22 protein-coding genes and 1 pseudogene are annotated in these 24,867 nt (G+C 53.9%); 7 read left to right on the top strand and 16 right to left on the bottom strand.

Features of this window, described 5'->3' with window-relative positions; all coding sequences use genetic code 11:
- Positions 1-9 precede the first annotated feature (9 nt).
- From ACKC9G_RS10330 to dnaA, 5 genes are all read right to left on the bottom strand, one after another.
- Entirely contained in the window at positions 10-1,170 is a 1,161-nt protein-coding gene (locus tag ACKC9G_RS10330) for a winged helix-turn-helix domain-containing protein (RefSeq protein WP_411404969.1), read from the bottom strand.
- A gap of 118 nt (positions 1,171-1,288) precedes the next feature.
- On the bottom strand, positions 1,289-3,703 hold the full coding sequence (gyrB, locus tag ACKC9G_RS10325; RefSeq protein ID WP_411404967.1) for a DNA topoisomerase (ATP-hydrolyzing) subunit B: 2,415 nt from the start codon (positions 3,701-3,703) through the stop codon (positions 1,289-1,291).
- 32 nt (positions 3,704-3,735) lie between these two features.
- Positions 3,736-4,821, bottom strand: a complete 1,086-nt coding sequence (recF, locus tag ACKC9G_RS10320; protein ID WP_411404965.1) for a DNA replication/repair protein RecF — start codon at positions 4,819-4,821, stop codon at positions 3,736-3,738.
- Positions 4,822-4,868: 47 nt separating this feature from the next.
- A complete protein-coding gene (dnaN, locus tag ACKC9G_RS10315; protein ID WP_411404963.1) occupies positions 4,869-5,972 on the bottom strand; it encodes a DNA polymerase III subunit beta in 1,104 nt (367 codons plus the stop codon).
- A gap of 115 nt (positions 5,973-6,087) precedes the next feature.
- Positions 6,088-7,626 carry a chromosomal replication initiator protein DnaA gene (dnaA, locus tag ACKC9G_RS10310; protein WP_411404961.1) on the bottom strand — a complete coding sequence of 513 codons (1,539 nt, stop codon included), beginning with the start codon at positions 7,624-7,626 and terminating at the stop codon, positions 6,088-6,090.
- A gap of 804 nt (positions 7,627-8,430) precedes the next feature.
- On the opposite strand from dnaA, the gene rpmH reads away from it, so the two are divergent.
- From rpmH to mnmE, 4 genes are all read left to right on the top strand, one after another.
- The gene (gene rpmH / locus ACKC9G_RS10305) at positions 8,431-8,565 is read left to right on the top strand and encodes a 50S ribosomal protein L34 (protein ID WP_104152938.1); all 135 of its coding nucleotides are present in this window, start codon (positions 8,431-8,433) and stop codon (positions 8,563-8,565) included.
- A gap of 43 nt (positions 8,566-8,608) precedes the next feature.
- A complete protein-coding gene (rnpA, locus tag ACKC9G_RS10300) occupies positions 8,609-8,992 on the top strand; it encodes a ribonuclease P protein component (RefSeq protein ID WP_411404959.1) in 384 nt (127 codons plus the stop codon).
- A gap of 114 nt (positions 8,993-9,106) precedes the next feature.
- Positions 9,107-10,825 carry a membrane protein insertase YidC gene (gene yidC / locus ACKC9G_RS10295; protein WP_411404957.1) on the top strand — a complete coding sequence of 573 codons (1,719 nt, stop codon included), beginning with the start codon at positions 9,107-9,109 and terminating at the stop codon, positions 10,823-10,825.
- A gap of 107 nt (positions 10,826-10,932) precedes the next feature.
- A complete protein-coding gene (gene mnmE, locus ACKC9G_RS10290; RefSeq protein ID WP_411404955.1) occupies positions 10,933-12,309 on the top strand; it encodes a tRNA uridine-5-carboxymethylaminomethyl(34) synthesis GTPase MnmE in 1,377 nt (458 codons plus the stop codon).
- 4 nt (positions 12,310-12,313) lie between these two features.
- Here mnmE and ACKC9G_RS10285 read toward each other — a convergent pair whose 3' ends face one another.
- Complete coding sequence (locus ACKC9G_RS10285; protein ID WP_411404953.1) at positions 12,314-12,472, bottom strand: hypothetical protein; 159 nt, start codon at positions 12,470-12,472, stop codon at positions 12,314-12,316.
- Between ACKC9G_RS10285 and ACKC9G_RS10280 the strand changes: the two genes are divergently transcribed.
- Positions 12,452-12,628, top strand: a complete 177-nt coding sequence (locus ACKC9G_RS10280) for a Rid family hydrolase (protein ID WP_411404951.1) — start codon at positions 12,452-12,454, stop codon at positions 12,626-12,628. The genes ACKC9G_RS10285 and ACKC9G_RS10280 overlap by 21 nt on opposite strands.
- A gap of 68 nt (positions 12,629-12,696) precedes the next feature.
- Here the strand turns inward: ACKC9G_RS10280 and ACKC9G_RS10275 are convergent, their stop codons facing one another.
- Positions 12,697-13,278 (bottom strand): type 1 glutamine amidotransferase domain-containing protein, encoded by a 582-nt coding sequence (locus ACKC9G_RS10275; RefSeq protein ID WP_411404949.1) that lies wholly within the window; start codon positions 13,276-13,278, stop codon positions 12,697-12,699.
- A gap of 299 nt (positions 13,279-13,577) precedes the next feature.
- Here ACKC9G_RS10275 and ACKC9G_RS10270 point away from each other — a divergent pair, with 299 nt between their 5' ends.
- Positions 13,578-14,198 (top strand): DUF6933 domain-containing protein, encoded by a 621-nt coding sequence (locus ACKC9G_RS10270; protein WP_411404947.1) that lies wholly within the window; start codon positions 13,578-13,580, stop codon positions 14,196-14,198.
- A 33-nt stretch (positions 14,199-14,231) separates the two neighbouring features.
- On the opposite strand, the gene ACKC9G_RS10265 is transcribed toward ACKC9G_RS10270, so the two are convergent.
- Positions 14,232-15,065 carry an oxidoreductase gene (locus ACKC9G_RS10265; protein WP_411404945.1) on the bottom strand — a complete coding sequence of 278 codons (834 nt, stop codon included), beginning with the start codon at positions 15,063-15,065 and terminating at the stop codon, positions 14,232-14,234.
- 185 nt (positions 15,066-15,250) lie between these two features.
- On the opposite strand from ACKC9G_RS10265, the gene ACKC9G_RS10260 reads away from it, so the two are divergent.
- Positions 15,251-16,213: an AraC family transcriptional regulator N-terminal domain-containing protein gene (locus ACKC9G_RS10260; RefSeq protein ID WP_411404943.1), complete on the top strand. Its 963-nt coding sequence runs from the start codon at positions 15,251-15,253 to the stop codon at positions 16,211-16,213.
- Between the two features lie 27 nt (positions 16,214-16,240).
- On the opposite strand, the gene ACKC9G_RS10255 is transcribed toward ACKC9G_RS10260, so the two are convergent.
- The 8 genes and pseudogenes from ACKC9G_RS10255 to ACKC9G_RS10220 all read right to left on the bottom strand — a co-directional run bounded on the left by ACKC9G_RS10255 (position 16,241) and on the right by ACKC9G_RS10220 (position 24,530).
- The gene (locus tag ACKC9G_RS10255; protein WP_411404941.1) at positions 16,241-17,044 is read right to left on the bottom strand and encodes an HAD family hydrolase; all 804 of its coding nucleotides are present in this window, start codon (positions 17,042-17,044) and stop codon (positions 16,241-16,243) included.
- A 165-nt stretch (positions 17,045-17,209) separates the two neighbouring features.
- Complete coding sequence (locus ACKC9G_RS10250; protein ID WP_411404939.1) at positions 17,210-18,463, bottom strand: diguanylate cyclase domain-containing protein; 1,254 nt, start codon at positions 18,461-18,463, stop codon at positions 17,210-17,212.
- Positions 18,464-18,618: 155 nt separating this feature from the next.
- The gene (locus ACKC9G_RS10245; RefSeq protein WP_411404937.1) at positions 18,619-19,026 is read right to left on the bottom strand and encodes a Na+/H+ antiporter subunit G; all 408 of its coding nucleotides are present in this window, start codon (positions 19,024-19,026) and stop codon (positions 18,619-18,621) included.
- Between the two features lie 9 nt (positions 19,027-19,035).
- Entirely contained in the window at positions 19,036-19,305 is a 270-nt protein-coding gene (locus ACKC9G_RS10240; RefSeq protein ID WP_411404935.1) for a K+/H+ antiporter subunit F, read from the bottom strand.
- Positions 19,299-19,790: a Na+/H+ antiporter subunit E gene (locus ACKC9G_RS10235; RefSeq protein WP_411404933.1), complete on the bottom strand. Its 492-nt coding sequence runs from the start codon at positions 19,788-19,790 to the stop codon at positions 19,299-19,301. Before ACKC9G_RS10235 ends, ACKC9G_RS10240 begins: the two co-directional genes overlap by 7 nt.
- On the bottom strand, positions 19,787-21,301 hold the full coding sequence (locus ACKC9G_RS10230) for a monovalent cation/H+ antiporter subunit D (protein ID WP_411404931.1): 1,515 nt from the start codon (positions 21,299-21,301) through the stop codon (positions 19,787-19,789). Before ACKC9G_RS10230 ends, ACKC9G_RS10235 begins: the two co-directional genes overlap by 4 nt.
- 116 nt (positions 21,302-21,417) lie before the next feature.
- Positions 21,418-21,738, bottom strand: a pseudogene (locus ACKC9G_RS10225) (Na+/H+ antiporter subunit C); the annotation flags it as partial.
- Positions 21,738-24,530: a monovalent cation/H+ antiporter subunit A gene (locus ACKC9G_RS10220; protein ID WP_411404929.1), complete on the bottom strand. Its 2,793-nt coding sequence runs from the start codon at positions 24,528-24,530 to the stop codon at positions 21,738-21,740. The gene ACKC9G_RS10220 and the pseudogene ACKC9G_RS10225, both read right to left, overlap by 1 nt.
- Positions 24,531-24,867 lie beyond the last annotated feature (337 nt).

Here is a 24,867-nt window from a genome sequence, read left to right as displayed (position 1 = left end):
TGTATATGCTTAATAGTGTTTCACGTGGAACTTTGACCAATCAATGACCTGGCATTCATTGAATACGGCGAAAGGCCCTATAGCCGACTCAAGCAATTCTTTAAAAGAATGTCGAATACTGGACCCTAACCCAGGCTCAAGGAAGGCATTTTCGAGCACTAACGCAGACCGCTTCTGATCTCTGAAACAGTTTAAACGTCCCTGCATTTGATCGCGAAATAGCAGAGGAAGGCTAAAGTAACCATACTTGCGCTTAGGTTCAGGCAGGTAACACTCGAGCTGATAATTAGCACCGAAAAGGCGATTAAAGCGCTGTCGATTAATCAGTAATGGATCGAAGGGAGAAAGGATATGCAGCTGATTTTTGATGGGCGAAGTTCTAGCACTCAAAACTTCAGCAGCAATAAAATGCTTTTTACCCTCGACGTTGATAGGTACCAGAGTCTTTTCCGCCACCATGATATCGAGCAGTTTGATTAGCAGCGGCCGGAACTCTCGCATCAAAAAAGTAATGTCTTCCTTACTTCCTAATCCATGGTTAGTAAGGTAGCGAGTAATCATATACCTTCCGGTTTCTTCAGCGGTTGCGCGTTCGCAAAGAATGTTTTGGGGAATAACCCGGGACGAAATATCGTATATTTTTCGCATTCCGTCACGCCTTACGCAGGCCAGATAACCTTCATGAAATAACTGCTCCAATGATTGTTTGGTAGGCGACCATCCCCACCAAGGATCAGATCGCTGCGTCTTCTCGATATCGATTGATCCCGTATGTACTTCTCCCTGAGCTTCAATCGCTTTCAACACCTGGCTCATTACCTCTGAGTTCTTCTCAAACCAATGACCATTGGCCGCTCGAAAGTATTCCATACGATGTTTGGCAAACCGATAGCTCTTAATCGGTAGCAATGCTGCTGCATGACCCCAGTATTCAAAGAGTCGTTTTTGCTCCACTAATTTCGTCAAGTGGTCTGTCTGGTAGCCTTTATGGCGGCTCCAAATAATATGATGATGTGCTCGCTGAACTCGACTAATACTATCAATCTGAACATAGCCGAGGTGTTTAACGATTTCCTCGGTACCATTAATTCCCTTGGCATGAGGCTGCTTATTAAGCCTCTGGGCATCAAGTACTATTCGGCGCGCCTCAGATAAAGAAAGCTCAAGCATGACTATATTCATTCCTTCTTCAATTCACCGAGCCAATAGAACCCCAGATCTAAAGTGAATCAATAAAAAGCCTCCCGAAGGAGGCTTGTTTCACGTGGAACATATCCGGATTTTCAAATCAGATATCGAGGTTCGCTACGTTCAAGGCGTTCATTTCAATAAAGGCACGACGTGGTTCAACGTCATCGCCCATCAGTGTCGTGAACATCTGATCTGCGGCGATAGCATCTTCGATAGACACTTGCAGCATACGACGAGACTCAGGGTCCATGGTCGTTTCCCAAAGCTGCTCAGCATTCATCTCACCAAGACCTTTGTAACGCTGAATGCTATAGCCACGCTTAGCCTCGGTAGTCAGCCATTCCAACGCTTCCTCGAAAGAAGAAACGGGACGCTTACGCTCACCACGCGCTACGTAAGCACCTTCCTCAATCAGTCCCTGAAGCTGGGCACCCAACTTCACAATGGCCTGGTACTCACGTGAGATGAAGAAATCATGCGGCAGTTTATGAGGATAAGTTAAGCCATGAGAGGTAATAACAATCTCAGGAAGGAACTCATCACGCTCCTCATCCTTGACGACATTACCCACATAAAGACTACCGTTACTCTGCTGCTGAAGTTTAGTCACCAGCTTGTCAGTCCACTGGCGAACCTGATCTTCAGAACGTAGACCTTCAACAGTCAAAGGCTCCACATAGATTGCGCTCTTAAGAATCTCTTTAGGATAGATACGAGAGACACGATCAATGATCGACATCACCGTGCGGTACTCAGCAACCAGTGTCTGCAAGCCTTCACCGGTAATACCCAGCGCTTCTTCGTTAACATGGAGTGCCGAGTTCTCCAGCGCGCCTTGAGTCAGATAGTTTTCAAGAGCAGGCTCATCCTTCAGGTACTGCTCCTGCTTGCCGCGCTTGATTTTAAACAGCGGAGGCTGAGCTATGTACACATGGCCACGCTCAATGATCTCAGGCATCTGGCGGAAGAAGAAGGTCAACAGCAATGTACGGATGTGTGAGCCGTCGACGTCAGCATCGGTCATGATGATAATGCTGTGATAGCGAAGCTTGTCAGGATTGAACTCTTCACGGCCAATACCGCAACCCAGCGCAGTAATCAGTGTGCCGACTTCGGCGGAGCTCAGCATCTTATCAAAGCGGGCTTTTTCAACGTTAAGGATCTTACCCTTCAACGGCAGAATCGCCTGGGTCTTGCGGTCACGACCCTGCTTGGCAGAACCGCCCGCGGAGTCACCCTCCACGAGGTACAGTTCAGACAGCGCAGGATCTTTCTCCTGGCAGTCAGCAAGTTTTCCGGGAAGACCCGCTATATCCAAAGCACCTTTACGTCGCGTCATCTCACGGGCTTTACGCGCCGCTTCACGAGCACGGGCTGCATCAATCATCTTACCGACAATTGATTTGGACTCCGTTGGATTCTCCTGCAGAAAGTCGGAGAAAAGACGACCCATCTGCTGCTCAACTGCCGTTTTCACTTCCGAGGACACCAGCTTATCTTTGGTCTGAGAAGAGAACTTGGGATCGGGAACCTTAACAGAAATGATTGCGGTTAAGCCTTCACGGGCATCATCCCCCGAGGTGGCAACCTTGGCTTTCTTCAGTACACCTTCCTGCTCAATGTAGTTGTTCAGGGAACGTGTCAGCGCCGCACGGAAACCCGACAAATGGGTACCACCATCACGCTGAGGAATATTGTTGGTGAAGCAGTGAATGCTTTCCTGGTAGGCATCATTCCACTGCAATGCAACCTCAACACCGATTCCGTCATCAGTTTGAGTGTTGAAATGGAAGACTTCACAGAGGGTCTGCTTGTTCTTGTTGAGATACTCAACAAAAGCCCGCAATCCACCCTCATAATGGAACAGCTCTTCACGGGCGCTGCGCTCATCTTTAAGCAGAATACGCACACCAGAGTTCAGGAAAGACAGCTCACGCAGACGCTTGGCGAGAATATCGAACTGGAACTGAATATTGGTGAAGGTCTGATCGGACGGCTTGAAGCGGACATAGGTACCGCTTTTTTCAGTCTGGCCAACAACGGCCAGAGGCGCATCGGGAACACCATGACGATACAGCTGCTCATGGACCTGACCGCTTCTGCGAATACGCAGTTCCAGCGTTTCTGACAGCGCGTTAACAACAGAAACACCCACGCCGTGCAGACCACCGGAAACCTTATAGGTGTTGTCGTCGAACTTACCGCCGGCATGCAATACCGTCATGATAACTTCAGCGGCAGAAACCCCTTCTTCCTTGTGGATATCAACAGGCATACCACGGCCATCATCAGCCACAGAAACGGACTCGTCGGCATGAATAGTCACCTCGACTTGTGAACAGTGACCTGCCAGTGCTTCGTCAATGGAGTTATCCACCAGCTCGAAGACCATGTGGTGAAGACCACTGCCGTCGTCAGTGTCACCAATGTACATACCGGGACGTTTGCGTACCGCATCCAGTCCTTTCAGGACTTTGATACTGGACGAATCGTAATTTCCGCCGTCACTCATGGATTACTCCTGATACAGTTGGCTTGAGGTGCTCAGGCATCCTGCAAGCACCCGTTTTCCATTTGAAATCGTTGCACCTTGCAGTCCGGGCTCCAGCAATCATCCATAATCTCGGCATCAACCGAGGTTATAAATACCTGGCACTGCAAGGCTTCTATTAATTCACATAAGGATCGCCGGTGGGTGCGATCCAGCTCTGCGGGCAAATCATCAATCAGATAGACTGGCTGACGTTGCTTCTGTTCAGCCAGCAACTGCCCCTGAGCCAGTTTTAGAGCACATACCACCATCTTCTGCTGGCCACGGGACAAAATGTCGACAGCGGCCTTCTGGCTGGCTTTAATCCGGATATCAGCCCGATGCGGACCTTGCTGGGTAAACCCCAGCTCGGCATCACGACCAATACCACTGGCCAATACTTCTTCGAAATCGCGTTTGGCATCCCAACCGGGGTAGTAATGCAAGGTCACGTCTTCAAGTGAGGTTAAACGCGACAAATAGCTCTGAAAAACGGGTGCAAAGCGCTCAAGATACGTCTGTCGTAATGCATGAATTACCGCCGTTTGCAGCACCAGTTCAGAGGTCCAGACCGCCAGAAACTGAGGGTCGATTTTACCACACTTCAGCAGGCTATTGCGCTGTTTAAGCGCACGCTGATAACGCCTCCAGGCATCATAAAACTGGTTTTCCTGATGAAAGACACCCCAGTCCATAAACTGGCGTCTTTCAGCCGGACTCCCCTCAAGCAAACGAAAGGCATCCGGATTAATGACCAGCAGTGGTAAAACCCGAGCCAGCTCAGCCAGGGATGTCTGAGTGCTGCTGCCTACACGAATTTCATGATCGCCATCCAATCGCCGGGTAATCCCCACAGGCAGCTCTGAGTCAGCGTGACGAATGCGAGCAAACAACGTACAGCCAGCTTCCCCCTGGGAAATAACCGACTTTACCTTATGAGTACGAAAGGAACGCGCCACGCTCAGCATGTGGATAGCTTCGAGCAGGCTGGTCTTGCCACTGCCATTTTCCCCCCAGATCAGGTTAACCCCTGATGAGGGCGAAAAAGCCGCGTGGCGGAGGTTTCGGAGGTGATGAACTTCCAATCGGGTGATAGACAAAATGCTATCACCCGCTGTGGATAAGATTGTGCATAAAAGAGAAAGGGTTAGAGACGCATCGGCATGACGACATACAAAGAGTCATCATCTTCAGCTTCCTGAACCAGCACGCTGGAGTTGGCATCCGACAGAATGATTTTCACCTGCGGCTCACTCACGACGTTCAGCACATCCAGAAGATAGGTCACGTTAAAGCCGATCTCGAGATTCTCGTGATCATATTCAACCAGTAACGATTCCTCGGCTTCTTCCTGCTCGGGGTTGTTAGCAAATACCTGCAACTGACCAGGGTTGAGCAAAAGGCGTACGCCACGGTACTTCTCGTTGGAGAGAATGGCTGCGCGCTGAAGTACAGTACGAAGTTCCTGACGATCAGCAATCAGCGTCTTGTTACCGTTACGGGGAACAACGCGCTCATAGTCAGGGAAACGACCGTCCACCAGTTTCGAAGTGAAGACAAAATCACCCACATGGGCACGCAGATGGTTGCTACCAATCAATAGGCGTGCAGGCTGTTCCGGATCAGAAATCAGGCGAACCAGCTCAAGAATACCTTTGCGTGGAACGATGACCTGAATCTTCTCAGGAGGGCTCACATCCAGATCCGTGGCACAGGTCGCCAGACGGTGACCATCGGTCGATACCGAGCGAACACGACCCTGAACGACTTCCAACAGCATACCGTTCAGATAGTAACGAACGTCCTGCTGCGCCATGGCGAAAGAAGTACGTTCAATCAGGCGCTTGAGTTGCTGTTGCTCCAGAGTGAGCTCAAAAGCCTGGGGGCTGTCTTCAACACTGGGGAATTCACTGGCAGGTAACGTTGACAGGGTGAAACGACTACGGCCAGAGCGCAGGATCAGCTTTTGCTCCTGCACTTCAAATTCAATCATGGAGCCGTCAGGCAGGGACTTACACAAGTCCATCAGCTTGCGTGCAGGCACGGTGATGGAACCAGCGACAGAAGGCTGCTCCAGCTTGGCACGACCTACCAGTTCGACTTCCAGGTCAGTACCGGTCAATGAGAGGTGATCCGCCTCAGCCACCAGCAATACGTTGGACAGTACAGGCAGGGTTTGTCGGCGTTCTACCACACCAGCTACCAGCTGTAAGGGTTTGAGCAGGGCTTCGCGGGAAATGACAAATTTCATCTCAGGCTTCCATTAGGTCTTCGTGGTTTCACCCAAAGGCGTATCAGACAGACGATGGTATCAGTACCGGCACTCCCTGAACAGTTGAAAAGGAGCACCAGTTGCTTCAGAGGTCTTAGGCCGTCAGAGAGCGCAGAAGGTTCTGATAATCCTCACGAATTTCAGCATCTTCATCACGCAACTCGGCAATTTTGCGGCAGGCATGCAGTACGGTTGTGTGATCACGTCCGCCGAAAGCATCACCGATTTCCGGCAAACTGTGGTTAGTGATTTCCTTGGCCAGAGCCATTGCTACCTGACGAGGCCGGGCAACAGAGCGACTACGACGCTTGGAGAGCAAATCTGCCACTTTAATCTTGTAGTACTCGGAAACCACACGCTGGATGTTGTCGATACTGATCTGCTTATCCTGCAGAGCCAGCAGATCTTTCAGCGACTCGCGAATAAAAGGCAGGGTAATCGCACTGCCGGTAAAATGGGCATTAGCGATAACGCGCTTAAGCGCACCTTCAAGTTCTCGAACGTTGGAACGAATCTTCTGGGCAATAAAGAAAGCAGCATCATCCGGCAGGTTCACCTTGGCCTCATCGGCTTTCTTTTTCAGGATCGCCACACGGGTTTCCAGCTCAGGAGGCTCTACAGCCACTGTTAAGCCCCATCCAAAACGGGATTTCAGGCGCTCTTCAAGACCGCTGATCTCTTTAGGATAACGATCGCAGGTCAGGATCATTTGCTGACCACCTTCAAGCAAAGCATTGAAAGTATGGAAAAACTCTTCCTGAGAGCGCTCTTTATTGGCAAAGAACTGAATATCGTCAATCAGCAAAGCATCAACTGAGCGGTAATAACGCTTGAAGTCATTGATCGCATTCAGCTGCAGCGCCTTGATCATGTCAGCAACGAAACGCTCAGAGTGCAAGTAGACAATCTTGGCGTTGGGATTGCGCTCCAGCATGGCGAGGCCCACTGCATGCATCAAGTGGGTTTTACCAAGACCAACACCACCATAAAGGAATAAAGGGTTGTAGGAACCACCAGGGTTATCAGCGACCTGTTTAGCCGCAGCCAGCGCCAGCTGGTTCGATTTACCCTGAACGAAGGAGGTAAAGGTAAAGGCTTTATTCAAATGACTTTGATGACGAATACCACCTTCGACATCCACCGTGCGCTCACGGGTGTACATGGCATCATCCAGAACCTCAATAGCGGGCTCTTCCGCCGCTGGCATATAGCTCAGGCTACTCTGCTGAGGCTCTGCCTTATAGGTAGGTGCTGGTTCGGGTTCAGGAGTAGCAGGTTTTGGTGCTGGAGCCGGTGCTCGCCAGGGTTGAGCAGGTTCCTGACTACGGCCGCTTAACGTCGTCGGACGAACAGGCTGAGGAGCACGTGTTGTTAAGGCTCCACGACGTACCTGCCCGATATCCAGATACAAGCTATAGCTGTCACCCTCACAGGCATCCTTGAACACTTCTTTGATGCGCTGAAGATACTTGTCAGATACCCAGTCCATCACAAAACGGTTCGGTGCCAGAAGCTTTAACTGACCGGACTCATCCTCTTCCGCCTGCAATGGACGGATCCAGGTATTGAATTGCTGAACAGGCAGCTCTTCCTGCAGGCGTACCAGACTTCGTTGCCAAAACTCGACGACCACGCGAATACCTCGAAATAACCGCAGTATTTAATTCGTAACAGGGCCGGGGATTCTACCTGCAGGGCATTCAGTTATCCACATTATTGGCGAAAAAATGGCCTAAGCTCTGTCAGAAAACCGTCCACAGACAAGGTTACAGGGTGTGCATAAGTGGAGGGTGGAATATCCTTGTTGATAAGGCAGGGTTTTACACACAGGGTGTGGACAAAAAAAACACCCTGAAGTCACCTTTTCAGCCCAGAGTTGTGTACAACTGCAAAGAGGCGCAGTTTCTGGGCTAAGATACCTTATCCACAGATTCTCGCGCCCCTCATCATTACTACAACTACTATCTTCTTAAAGGGCTAATGCCCTTATTGAATGACTATTAATAAATAAGACAGGGATAAAATGTAATTTCTGATAAAAAAATTCCTTGCTCACTGAAACAGCCCTCTATCTCAGAAGGCAGAATCACGACCCCTGACTGATCATCCACCTCTCAGGGTATGAGTTCACAAACACAAGATTTGAAAATGGCAATGACGCGACTGGATAAGGCTGAAAACCAGATCAGGATGACAGTCATGCAGCGATTCATCAGAAGGGTCCAGAAAACACCGAAGTAACAAAGACAGTCAGGCCTGTTGAAAGGATTGCACTGGGAAGTCGATCAGTTTTTGTACGCTTTCATTTGAACTACGCAGGGGATTCCTCTAGAATTCCGCGCTTACCGTTGTCTGCCCATCCGGTGAATACTCATGGGGAGGGGGGCTATTCGGTAAAATGACCTAGGTTTAAGTGCACTAAATCGGATTATTCACCATGAAAAGAACCTTCCAACCCAGCGTTTTGAAACGCAAGCGTACTCACGGTTTCCGTGCTCGTATGGCAACCAAGAACGGCCAGAAAGTACTGGCTGCTCGCCGCGCTAAAGGCCGCAAGCGTCTTTGCGCCTAAGCATGCATTGGCTGGTTACCACCCCTGACCTGACGGTTATTTAATGTCTGATTTTTCCTTTCCCCGCCAGGCTCGTTTGCTTGACAGCAGGGACTACAAGGAAGTTTTTGACGATGTTCTCGTTAAAGCTTCCGACAAGTCGCTGCTGATTCTGGCAAGGCCAAGCAGTAAAGAAAGATCACGACTTGGGTTGGTAATCGCCAAAAAGCATGTCAGACGGGCAAACCAGCGCAACCGGATTAAGCGGGTTATTCGTGAGCATTTCAGAGTCACGCATACTCGTCTGGACGCGCTGGACCTCGTCATAATCGCCCGACAGGGGCTTGGCGATCTCTCCAATGAAGAGTTACGTCAGATACTTGCCAGACTCTGGCAACGATTGCGAAAAAAAGCGGCTGCTCTGAGTGAAGGTGCTCCCACTCGTTAATTGTCTTTTCAGTTGGCGGTACGCCTCAGGAATTACTGGTAGCCAGCTTTGTCTGCACGCTGCCCGATGCTCCCACTCCAGTCTGATTAAACCCCGACCATTGGCGATCACACGATGGATCTAAAACGGATTATTATGATGAGTGCTCTGGCATTCATCGCTTATGTGCTGGTGATTAAGTGGAACGAAGATTACGGTCAGCCTGTGGCAACCGCTAATGTTTCCGAGACCATCAGTTCGGCTGATATGCCCAGTGTTGATGCCCCTGCGGCCAGCAACGATCTCCCATCTGCATCTTCCTCCGCTGGCGATACACCGACTGCTCCGGCAGGTTCGGCGTCCAACAGCGACAAGATCTCCAGTGGCCTGATCAGTGTTAGCTCCGACAAACTGGATTTGCGCATTGATCTGAAAGGCGGCGATATTCTTTACGCAGCCCTGCCTAATCACAAAGAGCGACTGGATTCTCCAGAGAAGCCTTTTGTCATGCTGGAAAACAACAGCACCCGTACTTACACCGCCATGAGTGGTCTGATTGGTACCGATGGTCCTGATGCCAGCAAAAATGGTCGTCCTATGTACACCGCTACAGCCAAGTCTTATGAGCTGGGCGATAAGGACACGCTGAACGTTGATCTGCATACCTCCACTGACAAAGGCGTTGAAATTACCAAGCGCTTTACCCTGGAAAAGGGCAGTAATCTGGTCAAGGTCAGCTACCTGATCAACAACACTTCAGAGGCTGCATTTACTGCCAACATGTTTGGCCAGCTGAAGCGTGATGGTTCGGAAGATCCGAGTAAACATCACGGTATGGGCCTGCGTTCTTATCTGGGTCCGGTTTTCTCGACGCAGGATAAAAACTACGAAAAAGTCACTTTCGAAAATCTGAAAGACGGCGAGAATTTCGACAAGAAGTCTCAGGATGGCTGGGTCGCCATGCTCCAGCATTACTTCCTGACAGCCTGGATTCCTACCACTAATGCCGAGAAAGAACAGGCGGGTGATCAGGATAAAGGCGTAAACCACTATACCGGTCGTAAATCGGGTTCGAACTACGTTATCAGTGTGGTTGAGCCAAGCTTTACCGTCGCTCCCGGCCAGCAGGCTTCTGTGGACGCCTCCCTGTATATCGGTCCGAAAAATCAGGATGTACTGAAAAATATCGCTGCTAACCTGAACCTGACCGTGGATTACGGCTGGCTGTGGTTTATTGGTCAGCCGCTGTTCGCCATGCTGAAGTTCTTCCACAGCATCGTCGGCAACTGGGGTATCGCGATTATCCTGACCACGCTGGTAGTGAAGGCGATCTTCTTCTATCCCTCCGCGATGAGCTATCGCTCCATGGCCAAAATGCGCAAATTTGCTCCGCAGATTCAGCGCATGAAAGAGCAGTTTGGCGATGACCGCCAGAAAATGTCTCAGGCGATGATGGAGCTTTATCGTAAAGAGAAGATCAACCCGCTGGGCGGCTGTTTGCCTATCCTGATCCAGATGCCAGTGTTTATTGCCCTTTACTGGGTACTGTCAGAATCCGTTGAGCTGCGTCATGCGCCTTTCTTCGGCTGGATTCACGATATGTCCGTGAGTGACCCGTACTTTATTCTGCCTATCATCATGGGTTGCACCATGTTCATTCAGCAGAAACTGAACCCGACACCGCCGGATCCCATGCAGGCCAAGATTATGAAGTTCCTGCCCATCGTCTTTACCGGTTTCTTCCTGTTCTTCCCAGCAGGTCTGGTACTGTACTGGGTGGTGAACAACTGCCTGTCGATTACACAGCAGTACATCATCACTCGTCGCATCGAGGGTGAAGGCAGCAAAGCCTGAGCCACCCGGTTGTGAATAAAGGCCCTTCGGGGCCTTTTTTGTCGCCTGTGGATAATCAGGCATAATGCGTTTTTTGATCATGTCGTGGATAAAATAGGAGCTCGGCAGTGCTGGATACCGATACCATTGTTGCCCAGGCAACGCCGCCCGGACGGGGTGGCGTCGGCATTCTTCGTGTTTCTGGGCCAAGAGCTGCCAGTATCGCCGAAGCCATGATTGGTTTTATCCCCAGGGCACGTTATGCCCACTACACGCCTTTTCTTGATGACAATGGACTTGAGCTTGATCAGGGACTGGCGATTTTTTTCCCCAACCCGAACTCCTTCACAGGTGAAGATGTCCTTGAGCTGCAAGGTCATGGTGGCCCTGTTGTACTGGATTTACTCCTTAAGCGTTTACTCAAGCTCGGTGCGCGACTGGCTCGCCCGGGTGAGTTCTCCGAGCGGGCCTTTCTCAATGACAAGCTGGATCTGGCGCAGGCCGAAGCTATCGCTGACCTGATCGATGCCGCTTCAGAACAGGCGGCGCGCTGTGCATTACGCTCATTGCAGGGAGCTTTCTCTGCCCGTGTACAGCAACTGGTAGAAGGGCTGATACAGCTGCGTATCTACGTTGAAGCGGCGATAGATTTTCCTGAAGAAGAAATCGACTTTCTGGCGGATGGCCATGTTGCCGGTCAGCTACAACTGTTGCAGAACGAGTTGGCTGCGATTCTGGCCGAAGCCACGCAAGGCGCTATTTTACGCGAAGGCATGACAGTGGTGATTGCCGGGCGTCCGAATGCCGGTAAATCCAGCCTGCTGAATGCCTTGTCGGGCCGGGAGTCGGCGATTGTCACCGATATTGAAGGCACCACGCGGGATATCCTCAAAGAGCAGATCCAGATCGATGGTATGCCGCTTCACATCATCGACACGGCCGGTTTGCGTGAAACAGAAGACCAGGTGGAGCGTATTGGCGTTCAGCGCGCCTGGCAGGCGATCAGAGACGCCGATCGCATCATGTTGGTGGTTGATTCACAACGCCAGGCTGATCAGTCTCCAGAAGCGATCTGGGCGGCACTGGAAGCCGAAGGGGTTGTGGATACTTTACCAGATAGCAGCAAGCTCACCCTGGTGCGTAACAAGATCGACCAAAGCGGTGAAGCGGCAGGTTTATCCACAACTGGTGACACGCCAGTGATTCGCCTTTCTGCCCACAACGGCGAGGGCATGGATGCGCTGCGCCAGCACCTCAAAGACTGCATGGGCTTTGACAGCACCACCGAAGGCGGCTTTATCGCCCGACGTCGCCACCTGGATGCACTGGAGCGTGCGGCTCAGGCGATGGAAGAAGGGCGTCTGCAATTGGCAGGTTACGGTGCAGGTGAGTTACTCGCTGAAGACTTGCGCTTGGCGCAGGATACCCTGAGCGAAATCACCGGCGAGTTCCGTCCGGATGATCTGCTTGGGCGCATCTTTAGCTCGTTCTGTATCGGAAAATAAAGCTTTAGGCCAGTAACCCCTGCGCCAGCAGCATAAACGCATCGACGGCTTTGCCGACGGTGGCTTCCGGCTCTTCACTGGCGGCGATCCAGAGCGCGGCGCCGTTAATGAGTCGGGCCGCGGCTGCAGCCTGGACGATGTGGTGGATGTCACGACTTTTCATACAGACCCGGAAGCGCAGATAGGCACCGTGATGGCCGTGCGTGAGCAGGTGCTGGGTGAGGCGCCTTATCCTAACTGGACCGCGGTGGGCGTGAACTGGTTGGCGGGTTTTGATTTCGAGATCAAGGTGATCGCCAGAATTCCTCTGGCCGCCTGAGGTTTTCTGAGGGCAAAAGAAAACCGCGCTAACCAGCGCGGTTTCTGCCTGAACCAGAGAGAGTGAATTTATAAGGTTCTCTGGCCGGCGTGAGTGCCTTCACGAAACTCTTCCACCATTTTCCGGTTGAAGGCGGGAAGATCTTCCGGCGTTCTGGAAGTCACCAGGCCTTTATCAGTGACAACTTCTCTGTCTTCCCAGCGCGCACCAGCATTTTTCAGGTCCGTTTTCAGTGACTGAAACGAAGTCAGTGTTCTACCTTGCAGTGCCCCGGTTTCGATAAGCAGCTGCGGACCATGGCAGATAGCGGCAATGGGTTTGCCATCGCTGAAGAATGACTGGGTGAAGGTAATGGCTTTAGCCTCAGTACGCAGACTGTCAGGGTTAATCACTCCGCCCGGCAGCACTAAGCCATCGTAGTCTTTGGCATTGGCTTCCGAGAGGGCTTTATCCACAGCGAAAGAATCGCCCCATTCAGTGAACTTCCAGCCTTTGACCTGTCCTTTCTTGGGCGAAATGATATCCACAGTGGCGCCCGCTTCTTTCAATGCTTTGATGGGTGAGGTCAGCTCAATCTGCTCAAAGCCATCTGTAACCAGTACGGCGATTTTCTTGCGATTAAGCTGTTTGTCAGTTGTCTGAGTCGACATAACTCCTCCTATCATCATGACCTTTTCCCGCGTGGGGAATCCTTGGTAAAACGGCTGCCACGGTTTTGTCATGGCACCTGTGTAGACTCTTGGGGATTTTTTGCCCGCTACGTACCCGCTAAATCCTTCAGGCTGTTAATGAAGGTTTCGGTTAATCGCAGCTGTTTTCTGTCGAAGGGTGGCAGGGAGACTGCAAAATGCGGATGAAGCCTGTCGCGGGATCGGCTAGGGTAGAGACTATCAGGGCGGCCACAGGGCGTGATGACTCTGCCGTGGCGCTGAATGAACAGGAGAACGCAATGATCCAGATTTATCTGAGCAAGGCATTGGCGGGCAATATGAAGCCGATTTTGTCTGCCGAGCTGGATATTCAGCCTGATGGTATGCACTGGTATGCCCATCTGGTGACATTGCCGCAGGGCCGCTGTGTGCTGGCGATGGAAGAGTACAGCCGTTACGTCATGCTGTTTACGGATGTCGATTTTGACGATATCAGCCATTTCCCTGAGCTGTTCAGGGAGCGTTTATGGCGCGAAGTGCTGGCTGTGTGCATGCTGGATGACAACAGCACCAAAGACGTACTCGGCGCATTGGTAGACCAGCTAAGCATTCAGCAGGTGTACCGTCAGGGTTACGATGCCAGTGTGATGGCGCATTTGCGTGATGTGTCCCAGCATCTGGAAGAGGAAACCAAAAAACTCGGCCATCTTCCCAGGAGTCAGGAAGATGCCTTCAATTTTGGCTTGCGCGTGAATGATGTGGAGCGCCACCGGGGTGGTTCATCCCGCGGTTTCCGTCCGCTGCAGCTGTTCTCGGAAAGTTGGCTTGGCATGCTGGAGTTCAGTTATCAGCAGATCAAAGCCCACGCCCTGAGCGGCTCCCCCGATAACGTTATTTCCCTGAACAGCCGCCGCCATTGAGCGGCGGTCTGCTTTATTGCCCCTGATGCCTGATCAGAGCGGATTGTCCGTGCTTTGACTGAGACCTTGCCATTGCTCCAGCGTGGTTTCATAGGCGGTGAGTTTCTTTCGCATCAGTGACAATGCATCGCTGCCCAGTACCAGCTGGGCCGGTGGCTGTGCTTCCTCCAGAATGGACAACATTGCTTGTGCTGCTTTGGCCGGGTCTCCATTTTGCTTGCCGCTTTTTTGCTGACGAGCCTCACGGATGGGGTCAAAGATGCCGTCATAGTCGGCAATAGAGCGCGGTGAGCGCTGCATTGAGCGGCCTGCCCAATCGGTGCGAAATGAGCCAGGCATCACCGCCGTTACATGAATCCCCAGCGGTGCCAGCTCATCACTCAGCACCTCCGAGATGCCCTGCAGGGCGAACTTGCTGCCGCAGTAATAGGCAATCCCCGGCATGGTGATAAAGCCGCCCATGGACGTGATATTAAGAATATGGCCGTGGCCCTGCTGGCGAAAACCGGGCAGGCATGCCTGAATCATCGCCACGGCTGCAAAGACATTCACTTCAAACTGCGCTTTCATCGCCGAAAGAGGCGATTCTTCCAGCACGCCCTCATGACCGTAACCCGCATTATTGACCAGCACATCCACGGGGCCGTGTTCGGCAATAAAGGACTGCACCGTCGGAATTATCTGCTCGCTGTTGCCAAGATCGAGCAGAACGCCCTTGGCTTTGGCCGACAGGGCACAAAAGCGTTGCCGGTCTTCTTCCCGGCGTACGGTTCCCAGTACGTTGTGACCAGCCTCAAGAGCTGCTTTTGCCAGGGCTTCGCCAAAGCCGCTGCTGACGCCGGTGATAAGTAGGGTCTTGTTCGCCATGGATCATCTTTTCCTCTGTGTTAACGACAGAAGCCATGCTAGAGATTATGAGCTGTTCGAATAAGACCGAATACTCGGTATAAATTGCCTAAAACTATAAAGTCTTATTTTTTACTTGCAGCAGTTTTGCCTCGGATTAAGCTTGGCAATTCATCCATTGTGCTGGTCTGGCAGGGCAGATTTTTATGGTAGCTGAACTCACTCTGAAAACACTGGCCGAGCAGCTGGCGCCGGAGGAAGGCTATAACCTGACGGCTTTGCCATCCCTTCGTTTATTGCGCTCCAATCGCCCCTTAACCCATACGCCGGTACTCTATGATCCGGGGATCGTGTTTGTCTTTCAGGGCTGTAAACGCGGTTATTGGGGCGATGATTGCTACGTCTACGGAGAGGGCCAATTTCTGGCAGTCACCTTGCCCATTCCTTTTTCCATGGAAACCGAGGCATCGGCGCAGGAGCCTTTATTGGCGCTTTACTGCCAGCTGGACATCCCTCTGGCTGCGACGATCCTCGCGAAAATGGAGCGGGCGCAGCAGCATCTTAGTGCCGGGCAGGACGTTTCAGTGGCCATTGAGGCAATGCCGGTGGCCTCCGCAATGATGGCTTCCACGATGGATGCCGCCTTATCAGCCAGCCTTGAGCGGTTACTCCGAGTCTTGCTTGATCCTATGGAAGCCCGGATGCTTGGGGAAGCGGCGCTGGCAGAAGTCTATTACCGGGTGCTCTGTGGTGAGCAACGCCGGCAATTACAACAGGCGATGGTGCAGCACAGCCATTTTGGCCGAATTGCCCAGGTGCTGGAGCATATTCATCATCACTACGCTGAGGCGCTGGAGGTGACAACTCTGGCCTCGCTGGTTGGGATGAGTGAGCCGAGTTTTTATCAGCATTTCAAAAGCGTTACCCGCTATTCACCGATGCAGTACGTGAAGATGACGCGATTGCATCAGGCGCGCTTGCTGATGCTGCATGAAAGGATGTCGGCGGCTCAGGCCAGCCATGCGGTGGGCTATGAAAGCCCATCACAGTTCTCGCGGGAGTTTCGGCGTTTATTTGGCCTGGCGCCACGGCAGGAAGCCGAGCGGCTTCGTAGCGCCTATGCGCTGCCGCCAAAAGAGGAGCCACAACGTTATGTGGCTTCTCACTGACAAGGAAGATGAGTGGTTTTTACGGTATTAGTCGAGGTTAAAGCTGGCGCGTAACTGACGGGCGACGCCTTCTTCATCATGGTGGCCGATGATTTTCGCATGGGGAATCTGGCCTGCCAGCTGCGGATGCGCATTGGCCATGACGTGAGCATGATCGGCCAGTTGCAGCATTTCCAGATCGTTCAGATTATCGCCAAACACATGGCAATCCGCGGTGGTCAGGCTCAGCTCTTCCAACAGACGTGACAGGGCGGTGCCTTTGTTAACGCCGGGGGCCATCACTTCCAGATAGTGGGGCTGAGAGTAGGTAATGTGCAGCTTGCCCTCGAAGTTTTCCCGCAGTCGGCCTTCCTGAACGGCCAGTTGCTCCGGCGTACCGGCATAGAGCAATTTGGCCGCATCATCACCGTCGTAACCGTAGATACCGGGCGTCACTTCATAGCGAAAGGCGGTGTGCTGATGCAGTTCGGCCAGCTCCGGGTCCGGGCGGTTAATCAGCCAGCCATCACGGGTATAGATGCTCATACCGATGGCTTCGTCCAGTGGCAGCGCACTGGCGGCTTTGACCAGCTCAGGCTCGATAAGGGTTTCGCTGATGAGCTGATCATCAGGCTGATACAGATGCGCGCCGTTACTGCTGATCACGTAGGTGGGAAAGCCCAGCTGCTGGCGATAGCTGGCAAGATCCTGATGATGGCGGCCTGAAGCCAGAGTAATCACATGGCCCAGCGCATGAAGTTCACGCAGGGTTTGCAGGGTCAGAGGCGCCAGGGCGTGATCGGCATTGAGCAGGGTTTTATCCATATCACTGACGATCAGACGACGGGTCATGAGGCGCGCTCCCAGGGCAGAAGAATAAGCCGTCAGTATACGCCTTTCAGATAATGAGGATGTGACAGTTTTCTTCGGCAACGCAGTGATGATGGTGCCGATAAGACAGGTAAAGCGGCGAAATGGCTGACAAGTGGAGGGAACGCGTCAGTAAGAATCGCTCAGCTAGCTGGTGGCCACACTTTCATTGCGACGAGTCTGCTGACGACCGTGCTCCTTGGCTTCATACAGCAGCTTGTCGGCGTGCAGCATCATCTGCTCAAGGGAGAGATCGGCGGCGGTATAGATGCCGGCAGAAAAGTTCAGTGGTACCTGTGCTGCGGAGACATACCGCATCCGGGTGCAGTGGTCACGCAACCCGTTCAGGCGCTGCTCAACCTGCTCGCCGGAGTCACGGCTCAGGAGGCCAAATTCCTCGCCGCCAAGGCGCACCAGGGTGTCATTCGGGCAATGTTCACGCAGGGCCTTGGCAAAGAGCTTGAGGGCATTGTCGCCTGCGGCATGGCCAAGGCTGTCATTGATCAGCTTGAAGAAGTCGATATCCAGAATCGCCACGCTAATGTCACTTTTTGACTGCACTGCGCTGGCCAGCACGCGTTTACCTTCACTGAAGAAAGCGCGGCGGTTGTAGAGGCCGGTCAGGGAGTCAAACAGCGCCGCCTGACGCAACGCCTGGGTCATTTCCCGGCGTTCCACCATGGTCATGACGCGGCAGGTCAGCTCTTCAGCACAGAAAGGTTTACGCAGGAAATCATCGGCCCCGTGCTTAATAAACATCGCGCTCAGGGAACCTTTCGGATCGGCAGAAATCCCGAGGATCATGATGTCGCGCTTCATCTTGTGGCGCACCCGTTTGACCACCTCAAAACCCAGCATGCCTGGCATGTCATGGTCGATGATCAAGAGGTCAATATCCTGATGCTTTTCCAGTTCGCTCAGGGCGGAAAGGCCATCTTCCACTTCCAGAATCTGGTAGCGGTGGGAATCCAGTACGCGGGTAATAAAGTGACGGGCAGAGGAGGAATCCTCGGCGACCAGTACCTTGATCTTGCGGTTTTTCTCCAGACGGTGGATCAGCTGGAACACATAATCATAAGAGAACTGGCTTTCTTTAATGACGTAATCGACGACGCCTTTCATAAAGAAATCATCACGGCGCTGCTCATCGTACTGACCGGTCAGCACAATACAGGGCACCTGATGGGCAAGAATAAGATCAACGATTTCGCCGTTTGGCGCATCGGGCAGGTTCAGGTCGGCGATGGCGGCATCAAAGAGTTCTGCCGAGGTTTCCAGCATCAGCTTGGCTTCGGCATAAGAGGCGCAAAGAATGGGCGACAGACCACGTTCCAGGCTGAATTGCCGGGAGAGTACTTTCAGCACCAGTGGGCTGTCTTCAATAACCAGAATATTACGCATGGCTCGACCTGATTGTGCCGAGGGCGCATGGGCTTAAAGCGGTGTATGCGCTCTTCTTGGCGAAAACTGACAGCTCACGCAGGGCTGTCCGAGGCTGTGAGTATGGCACAGCTCCTTATCACTGAAACCTGAGGAAGGCCTGTCGCCGTGAAAAGTTATTCTTTTGGCGCGCTCTCGGGGGGATCGTTCGGCAGAACCGATGGATTCCCCCGGTGTTGCAAGCCCGCAGCGATAAAACGGTCATCGGCATGGCGGGTTTTTTCCACAGGTTCGGTGCCCATGTGAATACCGGTGCGGGCCAGCATGTGGGCGCTGACCGGTGCGGTGATAAACAGGAACAGCGTGATCAGCACTTCATGGACGCTAATGCCGCCATGTTCAACCGATACGCCGATCATCGACGCAATCAGGATGGCTCCGAGGCCTAAGGTAGTGGCTTTGGTCGGTGCGTGCAGGCGCGTGTAAAAATCCGGCAGGCGCACCAGACCGTAAGCACCGATCAGGGTAAAGACGCCGCCGATCAGAAGTAGCGCCGCGATCAGTATTTCTATCCACAGACTCATGATCACTCCTTACTCGATGATGTCGCCGCGAAGCAGGTATTTGCACAGGGCCACCGTACTGATAAAGCCCAGTAAGGCGATGAGCAATGCCGCCTCAAAATAGAAGGAGCTGTCCCGCCACAGACCAAAGAGCACGATCAGCGCAATGGCATTGATGTAAAGCGTATCAAGCGCCAGTAAACGATCCGCGACATCCGGGCCTTTAAACATGCGCCAGAGGTTCAGGATCAGCGCCAGTGTCACCATCAGCATGACGATCAGAAGGACGGTTTTCAGCATGCGAAGATCTCCTTGAGTGGGGCTTCGTAGCGCTTTTTAAGGCCTGCGATCAATGTTTCTTCATCCTCCTGCAGATCCAGCACGTGGATCACCAGAAACCGGCGATCCTCGGTGATATCTGCGCTGACGGTGCCGGGAGTCAGGGAAATGGTGGAGGCCAGCACGGTGATGGGCAGATCGTGGGTCAGCTCCAGCGGGAAACGAATAAACGCCGGTTGCAGGCGTTTGGGTGAGCGCAGTACCCGAATGGCGACTTCAAAGTTGGCGATCACCACGTCATACAGCAGGTTGAGAATAAAGCGCAGCATGCCGTTGAAGGAGCGGATATAGGTGCGCTGGTCCATCAACGGGCGCAGCAGAATCGGCAGACCAAAGCCGATGATGGCCCCCAGCACCCAATGGCCCAGTGCAACTGAGTTATTCAGGGCCAGCCAGGTCAGCAGCAGTACCAGGCTGAAAAAGGGTGAAGGCAGTAAGCGTGTCATGGCGTGACTCCCTGATCAGACAGCAGCGCGCGCATGTAATCCTGCGGCTGCGCCAGTTGCTGGGCAATCGCGTTGGTGTAGGCATGCAGTTCACCGGCAAACAGCGTTATCAGCGGTGCGGCGGCCAGTAAAACCAGCACGCCCAAAAGGGGCAGCGCTGCACTGTGGCCAGCGGGCTTATCGGAATTCACACGCCAGAACAGCGTGCTGCCAGCGCGTGATAGCGCCACCAGAATCACCAGGCTGGCACCCAGCAGCGTACTCCACAGTAGTGCGGTATCCAGACCCTGTTCACGGGTCGACATCATCATCAACACCTTGCCGACAAAGCCGGAAAACGGCGGAATGCCGACCATCGCCATCGCACCGATGATAAAGAGACTGCCCAATAACCGGGGCTGCGCTGTCGGGCGACCGGCGACGAACTGGTCACCGCTGCGGCCACGTTGCTCGGCAATCAGTGCGGCCAGCAGGAACAGTCCGCCGCTGATCAGCGTCGAATGCACCAGATACACCAGCGCCGCTGAGGTGGATTCAATCGACTGGCGGGAAATCACCGCCAGAATCGTCCCGACGGACATAACGATCAGGTGGGCATTCAGGCGACGCAGGTTATTGCTGGTGAGGGCGCCAATGGCACCGGCAGCCATGGTCAGCAGCGCCAGTGGCCAGAGCCAGGGGGTTTCGATTCCGGCCAGCGGGCCTGCCTCATTGCCGAACAGCAAACTGAACACGCGCAGCAGGGAGTAGATGCCGACTTTGGTCATGATGGCAAACAGCGCGGCGACGGCGGCGGGAGCTTCGCTGTAGGTGCGTGGCAGCCAGAAGTGCAAGGGCAGGACGGCAGCTTTCAGGGCGAAAACGATCATCAGCAGCAAACCGCCGGTATGCACCAGAGGCAGGTTACTTTGTGGTAGTTCGGCAATTTTCGCGGCCATATCGGCCATGTTCAGTGTGCCGAGGCTCGCATAAAGGGTGCCGAGGGCAAACAGGAACAGGCTGGAGCCGGCCAGGTTGAGAATCACGTAATGCAATGCCGCGCGGGTACGCTGACGGTTATCGCCATGCATCATCAGCCCGTAAGAGGCCATCAGCAGCACTTCAAAGAAGACGAAGAGGTTAAAGAGATCGCCGGTCAGGAAGGCGCCATTGAGACCCAGCAACTGCCACTGAAACAGCGGATGGAAGAAGCTGCCCTCGCCATCGCTACCGCCCAGAGAAAACAGCAGGGCACCCAGCGCCAGAACGGCAGTCACAACCAGCATCAGCACGCTCAGCTTGTCGACCATCAGTGCGATACCAAAGGGTGCCTGCCAGTCGCCAAGGGCGTAATGCAGAATGCCATTTTCATTAACGGCATGACCGAGCCAAAGCGCCAGCGCCAGTTGGCCGAGCAGGCTCAGAACGGCGATCACACGAGTGGCATTGCGCGAGCGTGACAGAGGCGGCAGCAACATCACAACGCCGACCAGCAGCGGCAGCAGAATCGGAAAAATGGGTAAATGCATCATCCCTTGTACTCCGCACCACCGGGTTTACGGGCCTTGATGCCACTGTTGTATTTCGGTGTATGGGTGGCTCGCGTGGCTTCGCGGACAGGCACGGGCTGTTCATCCAGTGCATCATCCGGCAGACGGCCATCGACGTGGTCGTTACCCAGGTCGGCACGGGCGCGCATCGCCAGGATGATCACGAAGGCGGTCATGGCAAAGCCGATAACAATGGCCGTCAGCACCAGCGCCTGAGGCAGCGGGTCGGTAAAGACACTGGCTTCACCCAGAATCGGCGCTGAGGCCTCACTCAGCCCGCCACTGCTGAACAGGAAGAGGTTAACGGCGTAGGACAGCATGGTCAGGCCGATAACCACGGGAAAGGTTCGTGCCCGCAGTAACAGGAACACGCCTGCTGTGGTCAGAATGCCGATACAGCCGGAAAGCAGCATTTCCATCAGAGGTTCTCCTGATCATGAGGACGGTGGGACGTGGTGAGCTTGCCAAGGTTGGCCAGCATCATCAGCGTGGCTCCCACCACGGTGAGGTAGACACCCAGGTCAAAAGCCATGGCGGAGGCCAGTTCGATATCGCCGATCAGCGGGATATGGAAATGGTCAAACCAGGACGTCAGGAAGGGGCGATCAAACACAAAACTGCCAAGACCGGTCAGGCTGGCGATACCCACCCCCAGGCCCAGCATTAACGGATAGCGCAGCACCAGTCGGGATTTCAGCCACTGCACACCGTGGGCGATGTACTGCAGCATGATGCCGCAGGCAGTCACCAGACCGGCGATAAAGCCGCCGCCCGGCTCGTTATGGCCCCGCAGGAAGATATACACCGACACCAGCAACGCCAGCGGTAATACGCCCTGAGCCACAATGTTGAGAATCACCGAGTCGCGCTTGTACTCAAAGCGCCGACCAGTGGCATCGGCAGAAGGTTTGTAGAGTTTCAGGTATTCCAGCAGGCGATAAATACCAAGGGCTGCCAGCGCCAGTACGGTGATTTCACCGAGGGTATCAAAGCCACGGAAGTCGACCAAAATCACGTTCACCACGTTATTACCGCCACCCTCGGTTTTGGCGTGGTCGAGGTAGAACTGCGACAGACTGCTGATATCGCGGGTCATCATGGCGTAGCTCAGGCTGCCAATCAGCGCACCGGCAATCAGCGCCAGGGAGATGTCCCGCACCAGATGGCGCGGCGTGGAGTTCTTCGGCGTGCGATAGGGCAGGAAGAACAGCGCCAGCATCAGCAGAATGACGCTGACCACTTCCACCACCAGCTGAGTCAGGGCCAGATCCGGCGCCGAGAAGCGGGCGAAGGTCAGGGAAACCATCAGTCCGGTGACGGACAAAAACAGCAGCGACAGCAAGCGGCTGCGGTTCAGCACCACGGTGACAATGGCGCACAGCATCATGATCAGGCCACCGGCGAAAGTGACGGCATCGACTTCCAGCAGGGGTTTGTCGCCGCCAAGCGGGTGCAATTCGCGAAGACCAATCCCCAGTACCACCAGCACAAAGACGATCAGTAAGGTCAGATAGCGTTGCAGGGAGTCGTTCTCAATCTTGCTCCACAGCTGGCTGGCAATACTGACCACCCGCTGCACGCCGCGCTCGAATTCCTGCTTGGCATCCACCGCTTCAAACTGGTGCTGAAACATGAAGAGCTTTTTGCGCTGGCTGTAGAGCGTAATACCGCCTGCCATGGCCAGCAGACTCATCACCAGCGGCAGATTAATCCCATGCCAGAGGGCGAGGCTGTAATCCGGCACTTCTGACAGCACGGCTGCAGAGGCGGCGCTCAGAATCGGGCGCACGGTGGCATCCGGCAACAGGCCAACCAGCAGACAGAGGGCGACCAGAATCTCGACCGGCAGCTTCATGTAACGCGGTGGTTCGTGCGGCGTTTTGGGCAGGCCAACAGGTTCGCCATTAAAGAACACATCGTGAATAAAGCGCAGGGAATAGGCCACGGACAGCAAGCCCGCCAGCGTCGCCAGCACCGGAATCATCCAGGACAGCGAGCCGAGCATCGACTGGTTCAGGGTTTCAGCGAAGAACATCTCTTTGGAGAGGAAGCCGTTCAGCAGCGGAACACCGGCCATGGACAGCGCCGCAACCATCGCCAGGGTGGCGGTGTAGGGCATGTATTTCCACAGGCCGTTGAGCTTGCGCATATCCCGCGAGCCGCTTTCGTGATCGATGATACCGGCCGCCATAAACAGGCTGGCCTTGAAGATCGCGTGGTTGATGATGTGAAACAGCGCCGCCACGGTGGAGACCGGCGAGCCGATACTGATCAGCAGGACGATCAGGCCGAGATGGCTCAGGGTTGAATAGGCCAGCAGCCCCTTGATGTCATGCTGGAACAGGGCGAAGTAGGCGCCGAGCAGCAGTGTCGCCATGCCGCAGAGGCTGAGCACGGAATACCAGAGATCCGTACCACCCAGCACCGGATAAAAGCGCAGCAACAGGAAAATACCGGCTTTTACCATGGTCGCAGAGTGCAGATAGGCACTGACGGGGGTCGGTGCCGCCATCGCCTGCGGTAACCAGAAATGGAAGGGAAACTGGGCGGATTTGGTCATGGCGCCAAGCAGGATCAGCCCGGCAATCCAGGGATAGAGCTCGCTCTGGCGAATCAGGTCGCCTTTGCCTAGCAGGTCATGAATCGAATAGGTGCCCGCCACCTGACCCAGCAATAACAGGCCCGCCAGCAGAGCGAGACCACCGGCGGCGGTCACTGTTAATGCCATTCGCGCGCCTTTGCGGGCATCGGTGGAATGCCACCAGAAGCTGATCAGCAGGAAGGAGCTGATGCTGGTGATTTCCCAGGCCATCCACAGCAGTACAAGGTTATCGGCCATGACGATGCCGAGCATTGCCGCCATAAACAGCAGGAAGTAGCTGTAAAAGCGTGGCATGGAATCATTGGAGGAGAGGTAATAGCGGGCATAGAGGATGACCAGCACGCCGATCCCCAGCACCAGGCACATGAACAGCAGGGACAGGCCATCCATACGCAGGGCAATGTTCAGCTCAAGGTCCGGCAGCCAGGGCCAGACAAAGCGGATCACCTCATGCTTAAGCACGGTCGGCGCCTGACTCAGGGTCAGTCCGAGGGCGGTGAGCGGGGCAATCGCCGTTGCCAGTGCGGCCAGACTGCGAGGCAGCCGACTGCACAACAGGGTGACTCCGATTCCCAGCAGCGGTAGCAGTACAATCCAGACCAAAATCACAGAAATTTTCTCCAGCCGATCCTGCCCCCGGTGCAGGACTGTCCCTAAATCGACCTAAATCCTTGAACTTATAGGGCTGGCCGACGGTTAAGCCAACGTTTTAGCACAGGGTTCGCGGGTAAAGACCGGTATTCCATAAAGCTTGCACATTTTGCGGTGCCGGAGAAGTCAGGGTCAACAGTAATTGCGCCAAATGCCGGTCGTGGTTACAGACTGCGTGGCTTTGACACCAGTGGAAGCTACGTGGGCCCGAGGCGAATGGTTATAAAATAACTCTTTTCTTCTTTCTGCACTCATCGAGTCTGAATTGTGAAAGGTGATGAACCACGGAGGGCAT

Origin of the sequence: Pokkaliibacter sp. CJK22405 (assembly GCF_046614695.1) — a bacterium.
Taxonomy (GTDB): Bacteria; Pseudomonadota; Gammaproteobacteria; order Pseudomonadales; family Balneatricaceae; genus Pokkaliibacter.
Note: the sequence above shows the minus strand (reverse complement) of the source record. Positions and strands in the feature narration are given on the sequence as shown.